General features: G+C 69.9%; 17 protein-coding genes. 13 read left to right on the top strand and 4 right to left on the bottom strand.

The annotated features are described in order from the left end of the window. Entirely contained in the window at positions 1-948 is a 948-nt protein-coding gene (locus Aph01nite_RS01245; protein WP_239161304.1) for a YihY/virulence factor BrkB family protein, read from the top strand. A 10-nt stretch (positions 949-958) separates the two neighbouring features. On the opposite strand, the gene Aph01nite_RS01250 is transcribed toward Aph01nite_RS01245, so the two are convergent. Further along, positions 959-2,059, bottom strand: coding sequence for a D-alanyl-D-alanine carboxypeptidase family protein (locus tag Aph01nite_RS01250; protein ID WP_204038818.1), 1,101 nt, complete (start codon positions 2,057-2,059; stop codon positions 959-961). 248 nt (positions 2,060-2,307) lie between these two features. Here Aph01nite_RS01250 and Aph01nite_RS01255 point away from each other — a divergent pair, with 248 nt between their 5' ends. The 8 genes from Aph01nite_RS01255 to Aph01nite_RS01290 all read left to right on the top strand — a co-directional run bounded on the left by Aph01nite_RS01255 (position 2,308) and on the right by Aph01nite_RS01290 (position 11,846). Continuing rightward, entirely contained in the window at positions 2,308-3,489 is a 1,182-nt protein-coding gene (locus Aph01nite_RS01255; RefSeq protein ID WP_204038819.1) for a glutamate--cysteine ligase, read from the top strand. A 12-nt stretch (positions 3,490-3,501) separates the two neighbouring features. Further along, on the top strand, positions 3,502-4,701 hold the full coding sequence (locus Aph01nite_RS01260) for an amidohydrolase (protein ID WP_204038820.1): 1,200 nt from the start codon (positions 3,502-3,504) through the stop codon (positions 4,699-4,701). Between the two features lie 310 nt (positions 4,702-5,011). Beyond that, a complete protein-coding gene (locus Aph01nite_RS01265) occupies positions 5,012-6,025 on the top strand; it encodes a BMP family lipoprotein (protein WP_239161305.1) in 1,014 nt (337 codons plus the stop codon). 121 nt (positions 6,026-6,146) lie between these two features. Next, the gene (locus Aph01nite_RS01270) at positions 6,147-7,667 is read left to right on the top strand and encodes an ABC transporter ATP-binding protein (protein WP_239161306.1); all 1,521 of its coding nucleotides are present in this window, start codon (positions 6,147-6,149) and stop codon (positions 7,665-7,667) included. After that, complete coding sequence (locus Aph01nite_RS01275) at positions 7,664-8,854, top strand: ABC transporter permease (protein ID WP_204038821.1); 1,191 nt, start codon at positions 7,664-7,666, stop codon at positions 8,852-8,854. Before Aph01nite_RS01270 ends, Aph01nite_RS01275 begins: the two co-directional genes overlap by 4 nt. Then, positions 8,851-10,152 (top strand): ABC transporter permease, encoded by a 1,302-nt coding sequence (locus Aph01nite_RS01280; RefSeq protein WP_204038822.1) that lies wholly within the window; start codon positions 8,851-8,853, stop codon positions 10,150-10,152. Before Aph01nite_RS01275 ends, Aph01nite_RS01280 begins: the two co-directional genes overlap by 4 nt. Further along, entirely contained in the window at positions 10,149-10,550 is a 402-nt protein-coding gene (locus tag Aph01nite_RS01285) for a cytidine deaminase (protein WP_204038823.1), read from the top strand. Before Aph01nite_RS01280 ends, Aph01nite_RS01285 begins: the two co-directional genes overlap by 4 nt. Positions 10,551-10,562: 12 nt before the next feature. Next, entirely contained in the window at positions 10,563-11,846 is a 1,284-nt protein-coding gene (locus Aph01nite_RS01290) for a thymidine phosphorylase (protein ID WP_204038824.1), read from the top strand. A 1-nt stretch (position 11,847) separates the two neighbouring features. Here Aph01nite_RS01290 and Aph01nite_RS01295 read toward each other — a convergent pair whose 3' ends face one another. Next, a complete protein-coding gene (locus tag Aph01nite_RS01295) occupies positions 11,848-12,225 on the bottom strand; it encodes a MarR family winged helix-turn-helix transcriptional regulator (RefSeq protein WP_204038825.1) in 378 nt (125 codons plus the stop codon). Between the two features lie 96 nt (positions 12,226-12,321). Here Aph01nite_RS01295 and Aph01nite_RS01300 point away from each other — a divergent pair, with 96 nt between their 5' ends. From Aph01nite_RS01300 to Aph01nite_RS01315, 4 genes are all read left to right on the top strand, one after another. Continuing rightward, positions 12,322-13,734, top strand: coding sequence for an MFS transporter (locus Aph01nite_RS01300; RefSeq protein WP_204038826.1), 1,413 nt, complete (start codon positions 12,322-12,324; stop codon positions 13,732-13,734). Between the two features lie 64 nt (positions 13,735-13,798). Continuing rightward, the gene (locus Aph01nite_RS01305; protein ID WP_204038827.1) at positions 13,799-14,314 is read left to right on the top strand and encodes an AMIN-like domain-containing (lipo)protein; all 516 of its coding nucleotides are present in this window, start codon (positions 13,799-13,801) and stop codon (positions 14,312-14,314) included. A 55-nt stretch (positions 14,315-14,369) separates the two neighbouring features. Beyond that, positions 14,370-15,446, top strand: a complete 1,077-nt coding sequence (locus Aph01nite_RS01310; RefSeq protein ID WP_204038828.1) for an adenosine deaminase — start codon at positions 14,370-14,372, stop codon at positions 15,444-15,446. Continuing rightward, a complete protein-coding gene (locus tag Aph01nite_RS01315) occupies positions 15,443-16,063 on the top strand; it encodes a PH domain-containing protein (protein WP_204038829.1) in 621 nt (206 codons plus the stop codon). The genes Aph01nite_RS01310 and Aph01nite_RS01315 overlap by 4 nt, the downstream gene beginning before the upstream one ends. A 114-nt stretch (positions 16,064-16,177) precedes the next feature. Here Aph01nite_RS01315 and Aph01nite_RS01320 read toward each other — a convergent pair whose 3' ends face one another. Both Aph01nite_RS01320 and Aph01nite_RS01325 read right to left on the bottom strand, forming a co-directional pair. Then, on the bottom strand, positions 16,178-17,830 hold the full coding sequence (locus Aph01nite_RS01320; protein ID WP_204038830.1) for a phospho-sugar mutase: 1,653 nt from the start codon (positions 17,828-17,830) through the stop codon (positions 16,178-16,180). Positions 17,831-17,870: 40 nt separating this feature from the next. Next, the gene (locus Aph01nite_RS01325) at positions 17,871-18,674 is read right to left on the bottom strand and encodes a purine-nucleoside phosphorylase (RefSeq protein ID WP_204038831.1); all 804 of its coding nucleotides are present in this window, start codon (positions 18,672-18,674) and stop codon (positions 17,871-17,873) included. Positions 18,675-18,728 lie beyond the last annotated feature (54 nt).

An 18,728-nucleotide genomic window follows, 5' to 3' on the forward strand; every position in this document is an offset into this window, starting at 1 on the left:
GTGATCGCGCGCGTCAGCCAGCTCATCGACTCGATCAAGGCGCGCGGGCGCGACCTGACCGAACGCGTCCGGATCCGGTTCGCCTGGGCGGACCATCTGATCAGGACCGTGCAGCGGTACCAGATCCAGTCGGGCGACCACCTGGCCGGCTCGGTCAGCTACTTCGCGTTCCTCTCCTTCTTCCCCCTCATCGCGCTCGTCTTCGCCCTGTTCGGGTACGTGGTGGCGTTCGGCTGGCTGAACCCCGAGGCCAGGCAGACGATCACCGACGCCATCTCCACGCAGCTGCCCGGCCTGGCGGACCAGCTCAACCTGGACCAGCTCGCCTCCGCCCGGGTGAACGCCGGGCTGATCGGCCTCATCGGCCTGCTCTACGCCGGGCTCGGCTCGGTGGACGCCCTCCGGGTGGCCTTCCACAGAATCTGGATGAGCACGGAGCCGCAGCTCAACTTCTTCCTGCTCAAGCTCAGGGACCTGGTCGCGCTGGTCCTGGTCGGCGTGATCATGATCGCGTCGGTGCTGATCGCCGGTTTCGCGGGCGGCGCCACCACCACGGTGGCCGGCTGGTTCGGCCTGGAGCACTCAGGCCTCGGCACGTTCAGCGTGGCCGTGGTGGGCCTGCTGGTCAGCCTCGCCGCCGACGTGCTGCTCTTCCTGGTGCTGCTGGGCTGGATGGCCAAGCCGAAGCCGGCGCAGCCGTTCTCGGTGGTGGTCAAGGGCGCGGTGCTCGGCGCGGTCGTCTTCGGCGTGCTCAAACAGGTGGCGACGCTGCTGCTCTCGCACACCCTCAGCAACCCGGTGTACGGCACGTTCGCGGTCATCGTGGGACTGCTGGTCTGGATCAACCTGTCGGCCCGGGTGATCCTCTACGCGGCGGCCTGGACGGCCACGGCCACCTTCGGGCCGCCTCCGGAGCCCACTCCGGCGCCGCTGGTGGAGAACTACTGACTACCACTGACTACCACTGACGGCGGCGGGCGCGGCGGCGCACGCCGTACCCGATCCAGACGACGCCGGCGATCAGGCCGGCGGCCAGCACGAAGGTGGCGGCCAGCGGAGCGGCGCCGGGCTGGGCGGTGGTGGCGGAGACGTCCGCGGCCGGGATCGGCGTGGGGCTGATCGGCTTCATCGCGCGTGAGGTGGGCTTGCGCTCGGGCAGCGGGTCCACCAGGGCGCCGACCGGGGCGACCTTGCCGCGGTTGGCGAAGCCCCAGTCGAGCAGCTCGGCCACCTCCTTCCAGAAGGAGCCCTCATGGCGCATGACCGAGACGATCACGGTGTGGCCGTCCCGGGTGGCCGCGCCCACGAAGCTGCCCAGGGCCTTGGAGGTCCAGCCGTTCTTCACGCCGACCATGCCGTCGTAGGTCCACAGCAGCTTGTTGTGGTTGCCGATCTGGTAGTAGCCCTTGGGCGCCGGGAAGTTGGCGGTCTTGGTGGAGATGTAGTCCTTGAACGTGGGCAGTTTGAGGCCGGCGCGGGCGATCAGCGCCAGGTCGTAGGCGGAGCTGCTCTGGCCGGGTTCGTCCAGGCCGCTGGGGGTTTTGGCCACCGTGTCGTTGGCCTGCAGGCGCCTGGCCTCCGCGTTCATCGCGGCCAGCGTGACCGGCACGCCCCCGTTGGCCTCGGCCAGCGCGTGCGCGGCGTCGTTGCCCGAGACCATCAGCAGGGCCCGGAACAGGTCGTCCACCTGGTAGATCGGCTTGGGCACCAGCCCGACCGCGCTGCCCTCGATGTTGCAGGCCTCCCGGCTCGGCTTGACCCGCTTGTTCTTGTTCAGTTTGGGGATCAGGGTGACCGCGGTCAGCGCCTTGAGCGTGCTCGCGGGCAGGAAGCGCCCGTGCGGGTTCTTGGCGGCCAGCACCTGCCCGGTGTCGGCGTCGGCGATCACATAGGACTTGGCCTCACTTTTGGGGGGCTCTTTCACCCCGTCCGGCACGATCAGGCCGGTCCCGGCCAGCCGCTCGCCGCCGATCGTGTCGGCGTGCGCTCCCGTTTGCCCCGCCCCGACCAGGGCAGTCGTCAGTACCGCGACCCCGAGGGCGCTTGTCCCTATTCGCATGTGCGGACACATCCCCCAAAGCTCGCAGCCGTACGCATCGCGACACGCCGACCCTACTGGGACTCGGGCACGGAAGGCCGTACGCCGCAAGGGCGTTGGCGAAGTGTGATTGTTTGGGGCCTATTGGCGGATCTTGGCCCGTGAGTGACCATGCTCTGAACGGGACTGCTCACGGTGGGGGATTCGGGATGGCCGATTTTTGCCACGCCGAGTGACAGCGCCTGAGACGATGGACTATGGAGGTAGTTGTGGCGATTGAGTTTAATCCGTCCCGCGGCGCCACACTCGGCGTCGAATGGGAGCTTCAGCTCGTCGACACGCGCACACGGCACCTCCGCCAGGACGCGCGCCACGTGCTCGCCGCCGTGCCCGACCTGAGCGAAGGCGCCCGGCCGAAGGCCATGCACGAACTCATGCAGTCGCAGATCGAGATCGTCACCGACATCTGCCACACGGCGGCGGAAGCCGTACAGGATCTGGAGAAGAGCATCCAGCGGTTACGGCCCGTGGTCGAATCCCGGGGCATGGCGCTGGCCTGCACGGGGACACACGCCATCAGCGAATGGCAGGACGCCGAGTACGCGCCCATGCAGCGCTACGCGGAGCTGGTCGTGGAACTGCAGTGGCTGGCGCGGCGCATCCAAACATTTGGCGTACATGTCCACGTGGGAGTGCGGGAAAGAGATAAAGTCATTCCTATAGTCAACGCACTTGCGGCCTACCTGCCGCATTTCCTGGCGCTGACGACCTCCAGCCCGTACTGGGGCGGCCAAGACACCGGGCTAGCCTCCAGCCGGGCCATCGTTTTTGGTGCACTGCCCACGGCTGGACCGCCGCATCTGCTGGCGGATTGGGCGGAGTTCGAGGAGTACATGGACACCCTGGTGCGTGCCGGCACCATCAAGAGCATCAAAGAGGTGTGGTGGGACATCCGACCGCACCCCGACTTCGGCACGATCGAGATCAGGATGTTCGACGGCATTCCGACCTTGCGGGAGGTCGGGATGGTGACCGCGCTGTCGCAGTGTCTCGTGCAGCTGTTCGACCAGCAGCTCGACCGAGGGTACACGCTCCCCCACCCGGCCACCTGGGTGGTCAGGGACAACAAGTGGCGCGCCACCCGGTACGGCCTCGACGCCACCGTCATCACCGACGACCGCGGCTCCACCGCGCCGATGCGGGACATGCTCTACGAGCTCCAGCGCGAGCTGGAACCCGTCGCCGACCGGCTCGGCTGCGCGGACGAGCTGGCGGTGCTGACCGACGTCCTGGAGCAGGGCAGTTCCAGCGAGCGCCAGCGGGCCGTTCGCGCCGGGGGCGGCACCCTCGAAGACGTCGTGGACGCCACCATCACCGAATTCGCCGAGAACCGGTTCGTGACAGCCGGCCGGCACTCCTCCCGCGAACCGTCTGACCACATAGGAACGTGAAAGGGAACGCCAGTGACAACCTCGCTCGCGGAGGGGACCGAGCTCGCCGGGCAGTTGACCCAGTTCCTCGTCAAGCACGACGAGGAACTGATCGAGTTCCGGCGTGACCTGCACGCCCACCCGGAGACCGCCTTCAACGAGCACCGCACCACCGAGGCGATCGCCCAGCGGCTGAAGGAGGCCGGGCTCAACCCCCGGCCCCTCGCCCGGGGCACCGGCCTGTGGGCGGACATCGGCCGGGGCGACGGGCCGCTCATCGCCCTGCGCGCGGACATCGACGCGCTGCCGATCGAGGATGAGAAGGACGTTCCGTACCGGTCGGTGTATCCGCACGCCTGTCACGCGTGCGGGCACGACGCGCACACCGCGATCGTGCTCGGGGCCGGGCTGTTCCTCCAGACCCAGGCCGAGGCGGGTACGCTGCCCGGCCGGGTCCGGCTGATCTTCCAGCCGGCCGAGGAGATCGCGGGCGGCGCCCTGGAGGTCGTCAAGGAGGGCGGCCTGTCCGGGGTCGACCGCATCTTCGCGGTCCACTGCGACCCGCGCATCGAGGTGGGCAAGGTCGGCCTGCGCACCGGTGCGATCACCGGCTCCTGCGACAACGTGCAGATCAAGGTGTCCGGTCCCGGCGGCCACACCGCCCGCCCGCACCTGACCGTGGACCTGGTCTTCGCGCTCAGCAAGATCGTCACCGAGGTGCCCGCCGTGCTGTCCCGCCGGGTGGACCCGCGCTCCAGCCTCAGCCTGGTCTGGGGCCAGATCTCGGCCGGCTCCGCCTTCAACACCATCCCCGACGTCGGGTACGCCCAGGGCAGCGTGCGCTCCCTCGACGAGGACGCCTGGCACACCGCGCCGGACCTGATCAAGTCCCTGGTGGACCAGGTCGCCGCGCCGTACGGGCTGGACGTGGAGCTGGACTACCGCCGGGGCACCCCCGCCACGGTGAACGAGGCCAAGAGCATCCAGATGCTCAACGACGCGGTGAGCAAGTTCATCGGCGAGAGCGCCGCCGTGCCCACCCCGCAGAGCCTGGGCGGCGAGGACTTCTCCTGGTACATCGAGTCGGTGCCCGGCGCGCTGGCCCGGCTGGGCGTGCAGCCCGCCGGCGCGGGGATCGTCAACGACATCCACCACCCCAAGTTCGACATCGACGAGCAGGCCATCGGAATCGGCGTCAAGGTGATGGCCACCACCGCGCTCGCGGCCATGTGACGTTCATCTCCCTGTCCCGGCGCGGTGACGAGTCGTTCCGCGCCGGGAACCCCTTCTTCGGCGAGCCCGCGGACGGAACGATCAAGATCCGGACCGGTTGACCTGGTCACAGGCAGGACTGAGCTGCATAACGGACCTGTTGCGGACTTGTGTGACCATTTGGTGGTTGCAGGTCAAACAACTATCTTCCGTGCAGGGTTGCCGTGCGTTCCTTTCGCGCGTGCGACGGAAGTTGGACGTCACGGAAGGGGAGTTCACCTTGCTCCGCAATCGTTTTGGCAGGCTCATCGCCGGTACCGCGGCGGGCGCCATGCTGTTGGCAGTAGCCGCCTGTGGCGGCGGCGAGACCGAAGCGGCCCCCAGCGCCGCCCCGGGCTCGTCCTCCGCCCCCGCCGCCGCCACGGCGAAGGTCGGCCTCGCGTACGACATCGGCGGGCGTGGTGACCAGTCGTTCAACGACTCCGCCGCGGCCGGCCTGGACAAGGCCAAGGCCGAACTCGGCGTCGAGGTCAACGAGCTCGAGGCCGCCAACGGCGAGACCGACGCGCAGAAGGAGGAGCGCCTGCGCCTGCTCGCGACCGGCGGCTTCAACCCCGTCATCGCCGTCGGCTTCGCCTACTCCGCCGCGATCACGAAGGTCGCCAAGGAGTTCCCCGAGGTCAAGTTCGCCATCGTGGACGACGCCGCCGAGGGCCCCAACATCTCCAACCTGGTCTTCGCCGAGGAGCAGGGCTCGTTCCTGGTCGGCGTGGCCGCGGCGCTCAAGTCCACCAAGAACAACGTGGGCTTCGTGGGCGGCGTGGACGTGCCCCTGATCCACAAGTTCGAGGCGGGCTTCGAGGCCGGCGCCAAGGCCGTCAAGCCGGACATCACCGTCCAGAAGAAGTACCTCACCCAGCCCCCGGACTTCTCCGGCTTCGGTGACCCGGCCAAGGGCAAGACGGCCGCCGAGGGCATGTTCGACGCGGGCGCCGACGTGGTCTACCAGGCCGCGGGCGGTTCCGGCGCGGGCGTCTTCGAGGCCGCCAAGGCCGCGGGCGGCCTGGCCATCGGCGTCGACTCCGACCAGGCCAAGACCGCGGACCCGACCGTCGCCGACGTCATCATCACCTCGATGCTGAAGAAGGTCGACGTCGCGGTCTTCGACTTCATCAAGAACTTCACCGCCGGCACGGTCAAGGCGGGCGTCACCGTCTACGACCTGAAGGCGGGCGGCGTCGACTACTCCGTCACCGGCGGCAAGATCGACGACATCAAGACCCAGATCGACGAATACAAGAACAAGGTCATCAGCGGCGAGATCACGGTTCCGACCGGCGCCTGATCCGATGCGTCAAGGGGCCCGGTAGCTAAGCTCCGGGCCCCTTGGTTTACTTTACTCATCACCGTCTGTAATTAGGGCATGGCCGGATTTGGGTCCGCGGTCACGTCCTAAGGGCCATCCAGTGGGGGAGGCCGAGATCAGCACCCAGACCGCAGTCGCATTGGACGGGATCACCAAACGATTCCCGGGCGTCGTCGCCAACCGCGACATCCACCTGAGCGTGGCCAAAGGTCACATCCACGCCATCGTCGGAGAGAACGGCGCCGGCAAGTCCACGCTCATGAAGATCCTGTACGGCATGCAGCGGCCGGACGAGGGTGAGATCCGCATCGACGGCACCCCCGTCTCCTTCCACACCCCCGGCGACGCCATCGCCGCCGGCATCGGCATGGTCCACCAGCACTTCATGCTCGCCGACAACCTCACCGTGCTGGAGAACGTGGTCCTCGGCAGCGAACCCCGCAGGGGCGGCCTCGCGCTCGACTTCGCCGCCGCCCGCAAGAAGATCAAAGAGATCTCGGACGCGTACGGGCTGGACGTCGACCCCGACGTGCTGGTCGAGGACATCGGCGTCGGCGCCCGGCAGCGGGTCGAGATCCTCAAGGTCCTCTACCGGGGCGCCCGCATCCTCATCCTGGACGAGCCCACCGCCGTGCTCGTGCCGCACGAGGTGGACGAGCTCTTCGAGAACCTGCACGGGCTGGTCCGCGAGGGCATCACCATCATCTTCATCTCCCACCACCTGGACGAGGTGCTCAAGGTCGCCGACGCGATCACGGTCATCCGCCGCGGCACCACGGTGGCCAGCGTGGACCCCAAGTCCGTCACCGCCCGGCAGCTGGCCGAGCTGATGGTCGGCTCCGAGCTGCCCAGCCCGGAGACCCGCGAGTCCACGGTCACCGACACGGTGGCCCTGGAGGTCTCCGGCCTGACCATGGGGAACGACGGCGGGCGCCTGCTGCTTGAGGACATCTCCTTCACCATCCACAAGGGCGAGGTCCTCGGCATCGCCGGCGTGGAGGGCAACGGCCAGGCCGAACTGGTCGAGGCCATCATGGGCATCCGCGCCTCCACCGGCGCCGTCAGGCTGTCCGGCGCCGACATCGGCGACTGGTCCACGCTGCGCCGCCGCGAGGCCGGCATCGGCTACATCCCGGAGGACCGGCAGCGGCACGGCCTGCTCCTGCTGGCCCCGCTCTGGGAGAACCGCATCCTCGGCCACAACTCCGGCGGCATCTGGATCGACCGCAAGGGCGCCCGCGCCGACACCCAGCGCATCGTCGAGCAGTACGACGTGCGCACCCCCGGCATCGACGTGGACGCGGCCGCCCTCTCCGGCGGCAACCAGCAGAAGCTGATCGTCGGGCGGGAGATGAGCGGCGACCCGGTGCTGCTCATCGCCTCCCACCCCACCCGCGGCGTGGACGTCGGCGCCCAGGCGGCGATCTGGGACCATCTGCGCAGCGCCCGCGCCGCCGGGCTCGCGGTGCTGCTCATCTCGGCCGACCTGGACGAGCTGATCGGCCTCTCGGACACGCTGAAGGTACTGCTACGCGGCAAGATCGTCGCGGACGTCGACCCGGCGAACGTGACTCCCGAACAGCTCGGCTCGGCCATGACCGGTGCCGGGGAGGACGCATGACCACAGCCCCCGAAGCCCCCAAAGCCCCCGAAGCCCCCCAGACCCCCCCGCCCGCCCATCGCGACACCTTCGGCAACCGGCTCATCGGGCGGATCAAGCTCAACGGGATGCTGGCCCTGGCCGCGCCGGTGCTGGCGATCGTGTTCGCGGGCCTGGTCACCTCCGTGGTGCTGATCCTCACCGACCACCCGCCGATCGACACCCTGCTGGCCATGGTCGAGTACGGCAGCACGCCGCGCTCGATCGTGCTGATCATCAACCTGGCCTCGGCCTACTACCTGTCCGCCATGGCCGTCGCGCTCGGCTTCCGGATGAACCTCTTCAACATCGGCGTGGACGGCCAGTACCGGCTGGCCGCCCTGTGCGCCGCCGCCGTCGGCGGCGCGGTCGCGCTGCCGAAACCGCTGCACATCGGGCTGATCATCGTGGTCGCGGTGGCCGTGGGCGCGGCCTGGGCGGGCATCGCCGGCGTGCTCAAGGCCAAGCGCGGGGTCAGCGAGGTCATCTCCACCATCATGCTGAACACCATCGCCACCGGCCTCGGCGCCTGGCTGCTGGCCCAGTGGGCGGTGCCGGTGGCGGGCAGCAACAACATCGGCACCAGCCCGATCCCCGAGTCGGGGCGGGCGCCGGGCATCTCGTTGATCCCGCAGGCCCCGAACGAGGTGTTCGGCCTGTTCATCCTGGCGGTCCTGGTGGGCATCGGCTTCCACGTGCTGCTCAACCGCACCCGGTTCGGCTTCAACCTGCGCTCCACCGGCCTGTCCGAGCCGGCCGCCGTGGCCAGCGGGGTCAACGTCAAGAAGATGATCGTCGTGGCCATGCTGATCTCCGGCGGCATGGCCGGCCTGGTCGGCATGCCGCAGCTGCTCGGCTCCTCCTACTCCTACAGCCTCGACTTCCCGCCCGGGTTCGGCTTCACCGGCATCGCCATCGCGCTGATCGGCCGCAACAACCCGATCGGGGTCGCGTTCGGGGCGCTGCTGTGGAGCTTCCTGGACGTGTCGCAGAACATCCTCAGCCTCGAAAAGGTGTCACCCGAGATCGTCACGATCATGCAGGGCGTGATCGTGCTCGCGGTCGTCATCGCGTACGAGCTGGTGCACCGCTACCGGATCGTGGCCGAGCAGCGGCGGGTCAGCCGGGAACTGTCGGCATCGGTTCGCATGGAAGGAGCCGCCGCGTGAGCACGGTCACCACCTCTCCGCCGGCCGCCGCCGCACCGCCGGCCCGGAAGTTCCGGGTGACCCTGCCGGTCATCCTGCTCGGCGCCGCCGGGCTGCTGGTGCTGCTGTCGCTGGCCAGAGTCGTCACCGGCGCGCACGACATCACCTCCAGCGGCACCGTGAGCGCGGCCCTCTACCTGGCCGTGCCCATCGGGCTGGCCGGTCTGGGCGGCCTGTGGTCCGAGCGGTCCGGCGTGGTCAACATCGGCCTCGAAGGCATGATGATCCTCGGCACCTGGTTCGGCGCGTGGGGCGCGATCGTCACCGGCAACCCCTGGGTGGGCGTCATCGCCGGCGCGATCGGCGGCGCGGTGGCGGGCGTGCTGCACGCGATCGCCACGGTCACCTTCGGCGTCGACCACGTGGTCTCCGGCGTCGCGATCATCCTGCTGGGCACCGGCATCGCCAAGTACCTGTCCGCCCTGATCTTCTCCACCATGCAGGGCGGCGGCGACACCCAGTCGCCCCGGATCCCCGCGATGCAGACGATCGGCCTGTGGGGCACCAGCGGGGACAGCCGGTGGGTCCTGTTCGACGGCGCGGACCCGCTGCGCACGCTCGAAGGCCAGCGCTGGTTCTTCATCTCCGACCTGGCCGGGCTGCTGCGCGGCCTGACCACCAACGTCTCGCTCTTCACCATCCTGGCCATCCTGCTGGTGCCGTTCACCTTCTGGATGCTCTGGCGGACCGCCTTCGGCCTGCGCCTGCGCGCCTGCGGCGAACGCCCGGTGGCGGCCGAGTCCCTCGGCGTCAACGTCTACTTCTACAAGTACGTGGCCGTGATCGTCTCCGGCGCGCTGGCCGGGCTCGGCGGCGCGTTCCTGTCCATCGTCGCGGCCGGCACCTACCGGGAGGGCCAGACCGGCGGGCGCGGCTTCATCGGCCTGGCCACGGTCATCTTCGGCAACTGGCGGCCCGGCGGCCTCGCGGCCGGCGCCGGCCTGTTCGGCTACACCGACGCCCTCCAGCTCCGCCAGGGCGGCACCTCCGTGCACGCGCTGCTGCTGGTCGTCGCGCTGCTCCTCGCCGCCGTCGCGGTCTACCAGCTGGTACGGCAGTCGCGCAACCGCGCGGCGCTGCTCACCGGCGTGAGCGCGATCGTGGTCTTCGCGGTGTTCGCGGTCACCGACACGGTGCCCGAGCAGTTCACCTCGTTCACGCCGCACCTGACTACGCTGCTGGTACTGTCCCTGGCCTCGCAGCGGCTGCGCATGCCGGCCGCGGACGGCTTGCCGTATCGGAGAGGACAGGCGAAATGAGCGGCGGAATCGCCATCGACTGGGACCTGTTGCGGGAGCACGCGGCGGAGGCGATGACGCACGCGTACGCGCCGTACTCGAAGTTCCCGGTGGGGGCGGCGGCGCTGGTGGACGACGGCAGGATCGTCGTCGGCTGCAACGTGGAGAACGCCTCGTACGGGATCGGCCTGTGCGCCGAGTGCGGCCTGGTGTCCGCGCTGCACGCCTCCGGCGGGGGCAGGCTGGTGGCGTTCACCTGCGTGGACGGCCACGGCGAGCTGCTCATGCCGTGCGGCCGCTGCCGGCAGCTGCTGTACGAGCAGGGCGGACCTGAGCTTCTGGTGGAGACGCCGGAAGGGCCGTGGCGCATGGCGGACATCCTGCCGTTCGCGTTCGGCCCGGAAGACCTGTCGCGTTAATCGGGGGAGAGCATGGGATTCGACGCCGTCGAGATCATTTCGATCAAGCGGGACCGGGGGGAGCTGTCCACCCCGCAGATCGACTGGGTGATCGACGCTTACACCAAGGGCGACGTGGCCGACGAGCAGATGTCCGCGCTGGCCATGGCGATCCTGCTCAACGGCATGAACCGGCGGGAGATCGCGGACTGGACCCAGGCCATGATCCGCTCGGGTGAGCGCATGGACTGGTCGGTCCTGGACCGGCCGACCGCCGACAAACACTCCACCGGAGGCGTCGGCGACAAGATCACCTTGCCGCTGGCGCCGCTGGTCGCCGCCTGCGGCGCGTACGTCCCGCAGCTGTCCGGGCGCGGCCTCGGCCACACGGGCGGCACGCTGGACAAGCTCGAATCCATCCCCGGCTGGCGCGCCAACCTCTCCAACGACGAGATGCTGGGCGTCATCCGGGCCTCCGGGGCGGTGGTCTGCGCGGCGGGCACCGGGCTGGCCCCGGCCGACAAGAAGCTCTACGCCCTGCGCGACGTCACCGGCACGGTCGAGTCCATCCCGCTGATCGCCTCGTCGATCATGTCCAAGAAGATCGCCGAAGGTACCGGCTCGCTCGTCCTGGACGTCAAGGTGGGCTCCGGCGCGTTCATGAAGAACGTGGACAGCGCCCGCGAGCTGGCCACCACCATGGTCGCCCTGGGCACCGACGCCGGCGTGCGTACGGTCGCCCTCCTCACCGCCATGGACCGGCCACTCGGCCTCAAGATCGGCAACGCTCTGGAAGTGGCGGAGTCCCTGGAGGTCCTCGCCGGCGGCGGCCCCGCCGACGTGGTCGAGCTGACCCTGCGCCTGGCCCGCGAGATGCTGGCCGCCGCGGGCATCTCCGGCAAGGACCCCGAGCAGGCGCTCAAGGACGGCTCCGCTATGGACGCCTGGCGTCGCATGATCACCGCCCAGGGCGGCGACCCCGACGGTGTGCTGCCCCAGGCCGCCGAGTCCATGACCGTCAACGCCCCGGCCTCGGGCGTGCTGTCCCGGCTCGACGCGTACGGCGTGGGCGTGGCCGCCTGGCGGCTGGGCGCGGGCCGCGCCCGCAAGGAGGACCCGGTGTCCTTCGGCGCCGGCATCACCCTGCACGCCAAGCCCGGCGACGTCGTCCGCGAGGGCCGGCCCCTGATGACCCTGCACGCCGACGAGACCGCGCGTTTCGACCGCGCCCTCCAGTCCCTGGACGGCGCCTACGAGGTGACCGCCGCCGGCGACCCCGGCCTGCTTCCGCTGGTGATCGACCGCATCGAGGCGTAACTCACAGGTGTTTGCCGAGGACGGCCCGGTGGGTGGGCTGGGCCTCGGCATGGGCGTCGCGGCCCTTGGGGGTGAGGGAGACATAGACGCCGCGGCGGTCGTCCTCGCAGAGGGAGCGGACGACCAGGCCGTCCTTCTCCAGCCGGGCGATGAGGCGGGAGAGCGCGCTCTGGCTCAGGTGCACGCATTCGGCCAGCTCCTGGACGCGGAAGCCGCCGCCGGGTGACCTGCAGACGCCTTCGGCCATGCGGTCGAGGACCTCGAACTCGCTCACGCCCAGGTCGTGTTTGTCGTGCAGCTCGCGCTCCAGGGCGCACACGATCGTCGCGTGCTGGGCCAGCAACTGGCGCCAGGCGGTGACGACGTCGGTGTCGTTCATGATTCCTCCCCGCGCGTACCGTAGCATGCTCGGTCATTAGATGCAAACGCATTAATTGCTTGTGCATTGAATGCATGTGCATCTAAAATCGGGGTCATGGAATCGTCTGCGCGGGACGCGCGCTGGGGGGCAGCCCTGTGGGGGTTGCTCGCCGTTCTGTGTGCTGTTGTCTTCCTTGACGGGCTGGATGTGTCGATGGTCGGGGTGGCGCTGCCGTCCATCCAGGCCGAACTGGGGATGTCGACCGCCGCCCTGCAATGGGTGGTCAGCGGTTATGTGCTGGGGTACGGCGGGCTGCTGCTGCTCGGCGGGCGGACCGCCGACCTGCTGGGACGGCGGCGGGTGCTGCTGGTCGCGCTCGGAGTGTTCGCGGGGGCATCACTCCTGGGCGGGCTGGCCACGGACGGGACGCTGCTCATCGCGGCGAGGTTCGTCAAGGGAGTCAGTGCGGCTTTCACGGCTCCGGCGGCCTTCTCGATCATCACCACCACGTTCGCCGAAGGGCCGGCCAGGAACCGGGCCCTGAGCATCTTCACCGCCTGCGCGGCCAGCGGCTTCTCGCTCGGCCTGGTGCTGTCCGGCCTGCTCACCGAACTCGGCTGGCGGTGGACGTTCCTGATGCCGGCGCCGATCGCCGTCCTGGCCCTGCTGGCGGGCCTCAAGCTGATCCCCAGGAACGACGAGCGGGCCGAGGGCGGCTACGACGTGCTGGGAGCCGTCACCATCACGGCCGCCATGTTGCTGCTGGTGTTCACCGTGGTCGAGGCGCCCGAGGCCGGCGTGGCGCGTACGGTCGCGACGGGGGCCGCGTCACTCGCCCTGCTGGCGCTGTTCATCTGGCTGGAACGCCGGGTACGGCACCCGCTCGTCCGCCTCGGCCTCCTGCGAACCGGCCACCTGGCCAGGGCCAACATCGGCATCATGATCCTGTTCGGGTCGTACGTGGGGTTCCAGTTCGCGGCCATGCAGTACTTCCAGAACCTGCTGCACTGGTCGGCGCTGGAGACGGCGCTCGCGTTCCTGCCGTCCGGGCTGCTGGTGGCGATCACCTCCACCCGGATGGGCGGCTTCGCGGACCGGTTCGGCACCGGCAAGCTGATCGCGGTCGGCGCGGCCGCGCTGACCGCCGGGTACAGCCTGTTCCTCCGCCTCGACGAGGCGCCCAGCTTCGCCGGCATGGTGCTGCCGGGCATGGTCCTGCTGGGCATCGCGTTCGCGCTGTCGTTCCCGTCGCTCAACATCCAGGGCGTGGCGGGCGTCCACGACGACGAGCAGGGACTGGCCTCGGGGCTGCTCAACACCTCGGGGCAGATCGGCGGCGCGGTGGTGCTGGCGATCGTGACGGCCGTGCTGACGATCGGCGTGGGGGACCCGATCGCGACCTTCCGGGCGGCGATCGTGATCTCGGTCGTGTTCGCGCTGCTCGGGCTGGGCGTGGCGATCAGCGGGCTGCGCTTCCGGTCCGCCGAGCCGGCGGACCAGCAGGAAAAGGTCTTGGAAACCGTCTGAGAACTTTCTTCTCCGTCTTCTCGTCCTACGGAGTACAGAACACACTCCGAGGAGGGAAACGGACATGAAACTCCGTGCGTTACTGGTGGCGCTGGTCGCCGCAGGGGCCACCTTCGGCGTGGCGGCCCAGCCCGTGGCCGCCGCGCCGAAGCCGTTCAGCAAGAAGGAAGTCACCGTCACACGGGCCTGGAACGCTCCAGCGACCGTCGCCGGCGTGCGGTACGCCCGGCACAAGGGCTACGACCGCGTCGTCGTGGATCTCAAGGGGCCGTTCCCCGGCTACACCATCCGGTGGGTGAAGAAGCTCATCTCGGACGGGTCCGGAATGCCGTACAACGTGAAGGGGAAGGCGTTCCTGGAGGTCAGGCTCGGCTGGGCGCGGGCGCACACCGACGCGGGGAAGCCCACCTGGGCGGGCGGGCCGATCTACAAGGCCGACCTGGGCAACCTCACCAGGGTGGTCAGGACCGGCGACTACGAGGGGTACGTGACGATCGGGCTCGCGCTCAAGAAGAAGGCGGGATTCCGCGTCCTTGAGCAGAAGCAGCCCGACCGGATCGTCATCGACGTCGCCCACTGAGATTCGGCAAACTCTGCTAGATCGTCGTTTTCGCAGGTGGCGGTAGGATGCCGGGATGACCCAGCCCACTCTAGAGCAGATTCGCCAGGCCCCGAAGGTCCTGCTCCACGACCACCTCGACGGTGGCCTGCGGACCGGCACGATCATCGATCTGGCCCGGGAGTCCGGCTACGACAAGCTGCCGTCGAACGACCCGGCCAACCTGGCGCAGTGGTTCCAGGAGGCGTCCGACTCCGGGTCGCTGGAGCGGTATCTGGAGACCTTCGCGCACACCGTGGGGGTCATGCAGTCCCGGGAGGCGCTGATCAGGTGCGCGGCCGAATGCGCCGAGGACCTGGCCGCCGACGGCGTCGTCTACGCCGAGGTGCGGTACGCGCCGGAGCTGCACACCTCGAACGGGCTCACCCTGGACGAGGTCGTCACCGCGGTCAACGAGGGCTTCCGGCTCGGCTCCGAGGGCCGGGGCATCCGGGTCGGCACGCTGCTCACCGCCATGCGCCACCAGGCGAGATCCATGGAGATCGCCGAACTGGCCGTGCGCTACCGGGACGTGGGCGTGGTCGGCTTCGACATCGCCGGCGCCGAGGCCGGGTACCCTCCCACCCGGCACCTCGACGCCTTCGAATATCTCCAGCGCGAGAACGCGCACTTCACCATCCACGCCGGCGAGGGCTTCGGGCTGCCCTCGATCTGGCAGGCGATCCAGTGGTGCGGCGCCGACCGGCTCGGCCACGGCGTGCGGATCATCGACGACATCGCGGTCGCGGCGGACGGCGAGGCCAAACTGGGCAGGCTCGCGGCCTACGTCCGGGACAAGCGCATCCCGCTGGAGATGGCCCCCACCTCCAACCTGCAGACCGGCGCCGCCGCGTCCATCGCCGAGCACCCCATCGGGCTGCTCCGCCGGCTCTACTTCCGGGTCACGGTCAACACCGACAACCGCCTGATGAGCGCCACCTCGGTGTCCCAGGAGTTCGACAAACTGGTCCAGGCGTTCGGGTACGACTGGGACGACCTCCAGTGGTTCACCGTCAACGCGATGAAATCGGCGTTCATCCCGTTCGACGAGCGGCTCGCCCTCATCAACGGCGTGATCAAGCCGGGGTTCGCGCAGCTCAAGTGGCGCGCATGACGTACCGGTCGACGATGGCCTGGATCTTCGGGTGGGTCTGGGTGGTGTTCGCGGTGCTGAACACGGCCGACCTGATCATCCGCGGGACGATGCCGGTCGCGCTGGTGGTGGGCTCCGTGCTGGGCGTGATCACCTTCCTCGTCTTCGTGCTGTCGCTGCGCCCGGCGACGATCACCGAGGAGACCGGCGTACGGGTCCGCAACCCGTTCCGCAACGTGTTCCTGCCGTGGCACACGGTGGACGACGTCGAGGTGTCGAACGCGATCACGATCAAGGCCGGGGAGCTGCGCGTGCGGTGCTGGACGCCGCAGCCGTCGGCGCGGGAGCGGGCCAAGGCCGTCCGGCAGGCCGGATCGAGCCGGTCCGGGCGTTCTGGCCGGTCTGGCCGGTATCCGACGTCGGAGCCGGTGCGGTCGAAGGGGGAGCGGGCCGCCGCGGAGGCCCTGGCCGGGCGGACGCACGCCGACTGGGTGGCCGAGCAGATCCGCGAGCTGGCCGGGCGGAACAAGCGCAAGACCGGCGGGGAGGCCACGGTGACGTGGTCGCCCTCCGCGATCGCCGCCGCGGCCGCGGCGGGAGCGCTCGTCATCGCGGCCGTGATCGCGGCTTCGCTCTAGGCTTCCCGGAGCGTCCGAGACCCGCCCAAGACCCAAGGAGCCGCTTCTCGCCGTTATCCGGCGCCGTCAACGCAGGTGCCGGTTCGCGCCGTACCGGCGCCAAGAGGACCTGCTTCACAGCCCCAGGGCTTGGGCGATGTCGTGTTTGAGGGTGGCCAGGTCCTCGGCGGCCTGGGTGCGGGCCTCGTCCACCTCGCCGGTCACCGGGAGGACGACCTCCAGGTAGCACTTGAGTTTGGGTTCGGTGCCGCTCGGACGGACCACCACGCGGGCGCCCCCCGCCAGGCGGAAGCGCATGCCGTCGGTGGGCGGCAGGCCGCCCGCTCCCGCCGCCAGGTCCTCGGCCGACTCGACCTTCCGGCCGCCCAGCTCGGCCGGGGGCGTCGCGCGCAGCCGCTCCATCGCCTGGGTGATCAGCGACAGGTCCTCGACCCGGAACGAGAGCTGCGACGTCGCGTGCAGGCCGTACTTTCTGGCCTGGTCGTCGAGGAGGTCGATGAGGGTGCGGCCGTCCCGTTTGGCCTGGGCGGCGATCGCGCCGATGGTGAGGGCGGCGCTGATGCCGTCCTTGTCGTGCACCGGCAGGCCCGCGTCGGAGCCGACGCTGTAGCCCAGCGCCTCCTCGTAGCCGTAGACCAGCCCGTCGCCCGCCTTCATGATCCACTTGAAGCCGGTCAGCGTCTCCCGGTAGGGCACGCCGTACGCCTCCGCGATCCGTCCCAGCAGGGACGACGACACGATCGTGGTGGCCACCAGCCGGTCCGGCCCGGACGTGTTCCGCAGCACGTGCTCGCCGAGCAGCCCGCCCACCTCGTCCCCGGTCAGCATCCGGAACCTGCCGTCCGGCAGCCGCGCCCCCACCGCGCACCGGTCCGCGTCCGGATCGTTCGCGACCACGAGATCCGCCTGTACGGCAGGCGCCGACGCCAGCTCCAGCGCCAGATCCATCGCCCCCGGCTCCTCCGGATTCGGGAACGCCACAGTGGGGAAGTCCGGATCCGGCCGGTGCTGCGCCCCCACGATCATCGGCGACTTGAACCCGGCCGCCACGAACGCCGCCGCCAGTGTGGACCCGCCCACCCCGTGCAGCGGCGTGTACGCCACCCGCAGCTCCCGGGCGTCCCCCAGCGGCAGCGAGATCACCGCGTCCAGGTACGGCTGCACGATCGCGTTCTGCCCGAGGACCGTCCACTCCTCCCCGAGCGGCAGCTCGTCCACCCGGCCCACCGCGTCGATCGCCCGCGAGATCTCCCCGTCGATCGGCGGCACGATCTGGGTGCCGTCCCCCCAGTAGACCTTGTAGCCGTTGTCCCTGGGCGGGTTGTGCGAGGCGGTGACCATGACTCCGGCGTCCGCGCCCAGGTGCCGTACCGCGAAGGCCAGGACGGGGGTGGGGTAGCGGTCGCCCATGACGGCGACGCGCAGGCCCGCGCCGGTGAGCACGGCCGCGGTGTCGCGGGCGAACACGTCCGAGTTGTGCCGCGCGTCGTAGCCGACCACGACCAGCTTGCCGGGGCCGAGCACCGCCGCCAGACCGGCCGCCGCGCGCATCACGGTGACCCGGTTCATCCGGTTCGGTCCCGCGCCCAGTTCGCCGCGCAGCCCGGCAGTGCCGAACTCCAGCTTGGCGCCGAACCGGTCCCGCAGCGCCTCCGGATCCCCGAGCAGGGACTCCAGTTCGGCCCGGGTCACCGGGTCGGGATCCTGCGCGAGCCATTCGGCCGCCAGCAGTTCGAGCTCAGCGTGCTCAGCGAGCTCAGCGTTCATCGCCGTCCCCCAGGGTGAATCTCGATCAGAGCTTCTTCGATCAGAGCTTGTTGACGACCTCGCTGAGCAGCACGCCCATCCGCTTCGCGGTGGCCTTGCCCACAGCCAGGACCTCTTCGTGGTTGAGCGGCTCGCCGACCAGGCCCGCCCCCGGGTTGGTGACCAGCGAGATGCCCAGCACCTCCGCCCCCGCCTCGCGGGCGGCGATCGCCTCCAGCACGGTGGACATGCCGATCATGTCCCCGCCCAGCGTGCGCAGCATCCGGATCTCGGCCGGCGTCTCGTACGTCGGGCCCCGGAAGGCCACGTAGACGCCCTCGGCCAGGGTCGGGTCCGCCTCCTTGGCGAGCGCCCGCAGCCGCGGCGAGTACACGTTCGTGAGATCCAGGAAGGTGGAGCCGGTGAGCGGGTTCGCCCCGGTCATGTTGATGTGGTCGCTGATCAGCACCGGCTCGCCGACCCGCTGCGTCTCCGGCCGCAGTCCCCCGGCCGCGTTGGTCAGCACCACCGTGCGCACGCCCGTGGCGGCGGCCGTGCGGATGCCGTGCACGACCGGCTCGACGCCGCGTCCCTCGTACAGGTGGGTCCGGCCCAGGAAGATCAGCGCGTGCGCGCCGGACTCGATCCGTACCGCGCGGATGGTGCCCCCGTGTCCGGCCACGGCGGGCGCGGAGAACCCGGGCAGTTCGGTCACCGGCACCTCGGCCAGCGTCTCGCCGATCGCCTCGGCGGCCGGCACCCAGCCCGACCCCATCACCAGGGCCACGTCGAAACCGTTCACCCCGGTACGGCTCTGCAGGGCCTCAGCGGCCTCGGCGGCGAGGGAATACGCGTCGTTGCTCACAGGACCGAGCGTACAGAAAGGGATGAAGTATCCCAGCCGCCCCACCTGCCAGAA

The organism is Acrocarpospora phusangensis, assembly GCF_016862995.1.
Taxonomy (GTDB): domain Bacteria; phylum Actinomycetota; class Actinomycetes; order Streptosporangiales; family Streptosporangiaceae; genus Acrocarpospora; species Acrocarpospora phusangensis.

Coding starts and splice junctions, on each gene's coding strand:
- Aph01nite_RS01315 (WP_204038829.1), top strand. CDS start 15,443: ATGACGTACCGGTCGACGATGGCCTGGATCTTCGGGTGGGTCTGGGTG.
- Aph01nite_RS01300 (WP_204038826.1), top strand. CDS start 12,322: ATGGAATCGTCTGCGCGGGACGCGCGCTGGGGGGCAGCCCTGTGGGGG.
- Aph01nite_RS01295 (WP_204038825.1), bottom strand. CDS start 12,225: ATGAACGACACCGACGTCGTCACCGCCTGGCGCCAGTTGCTGGCCCAG.
- Aph01nite_RS01305 (WP_204038827.1), top strand. CDS start 13,799: ATGAAACTCCGTGCGTTACTGGTGGCGCTGGTCGCCGCAGGGGCCACC.
- Aph01nite_RS01275 (WP_204038821.1), top strand. CDS start 7,664: ATGACCACAGCCCCCGAAGCCCCCAAAGCCCCCGAAGCCCCCCAGACC.
- Aph01nite_RS01310 (WP_204038828.1), top strand. CDS start 14,370: ATGACCCAGCCCACTCTAGAGCAGATTCGCCAGGCCCCGAAGGTCCTG.
- Aph01nite_RS01265 (WP_239161305.1), top strand. CDS start 5,012: ATGCTGTTGGCAGTAGCCGCCTGTGGCGGCGGCGAGACCGAAGCGGCC.
- Aph01nite_RS01285 (WP_204038823.1), top strand. CDS start 10,149: ATGAGCGGCGGAATCGCCATCGACTGGGACCTGTTGCGGGAGCACGCG.
- Aph01nite_RS01250 (WP_204038818.1), bottom strand. CDS start 2,059: ATGCGAATAGGGACAAGCGCCCTCGGGGTCGCGGTACTGACGACTGCC.
- Aph01nite_RS01290 (WP_204038824.1), top strand. CDS start 10,563: ATGGGATTCGACGCCGTCGAGATCATTTCGATCAAGCGGGACCGGGGG.
- Aph01nite_RS01320 (WP_204038830.1), bottom strand. CDS start 17,830: ATGAACGCTGAGCTCGCTGAGCACGCTGAGCTCGAACTGCTGGCGGCC.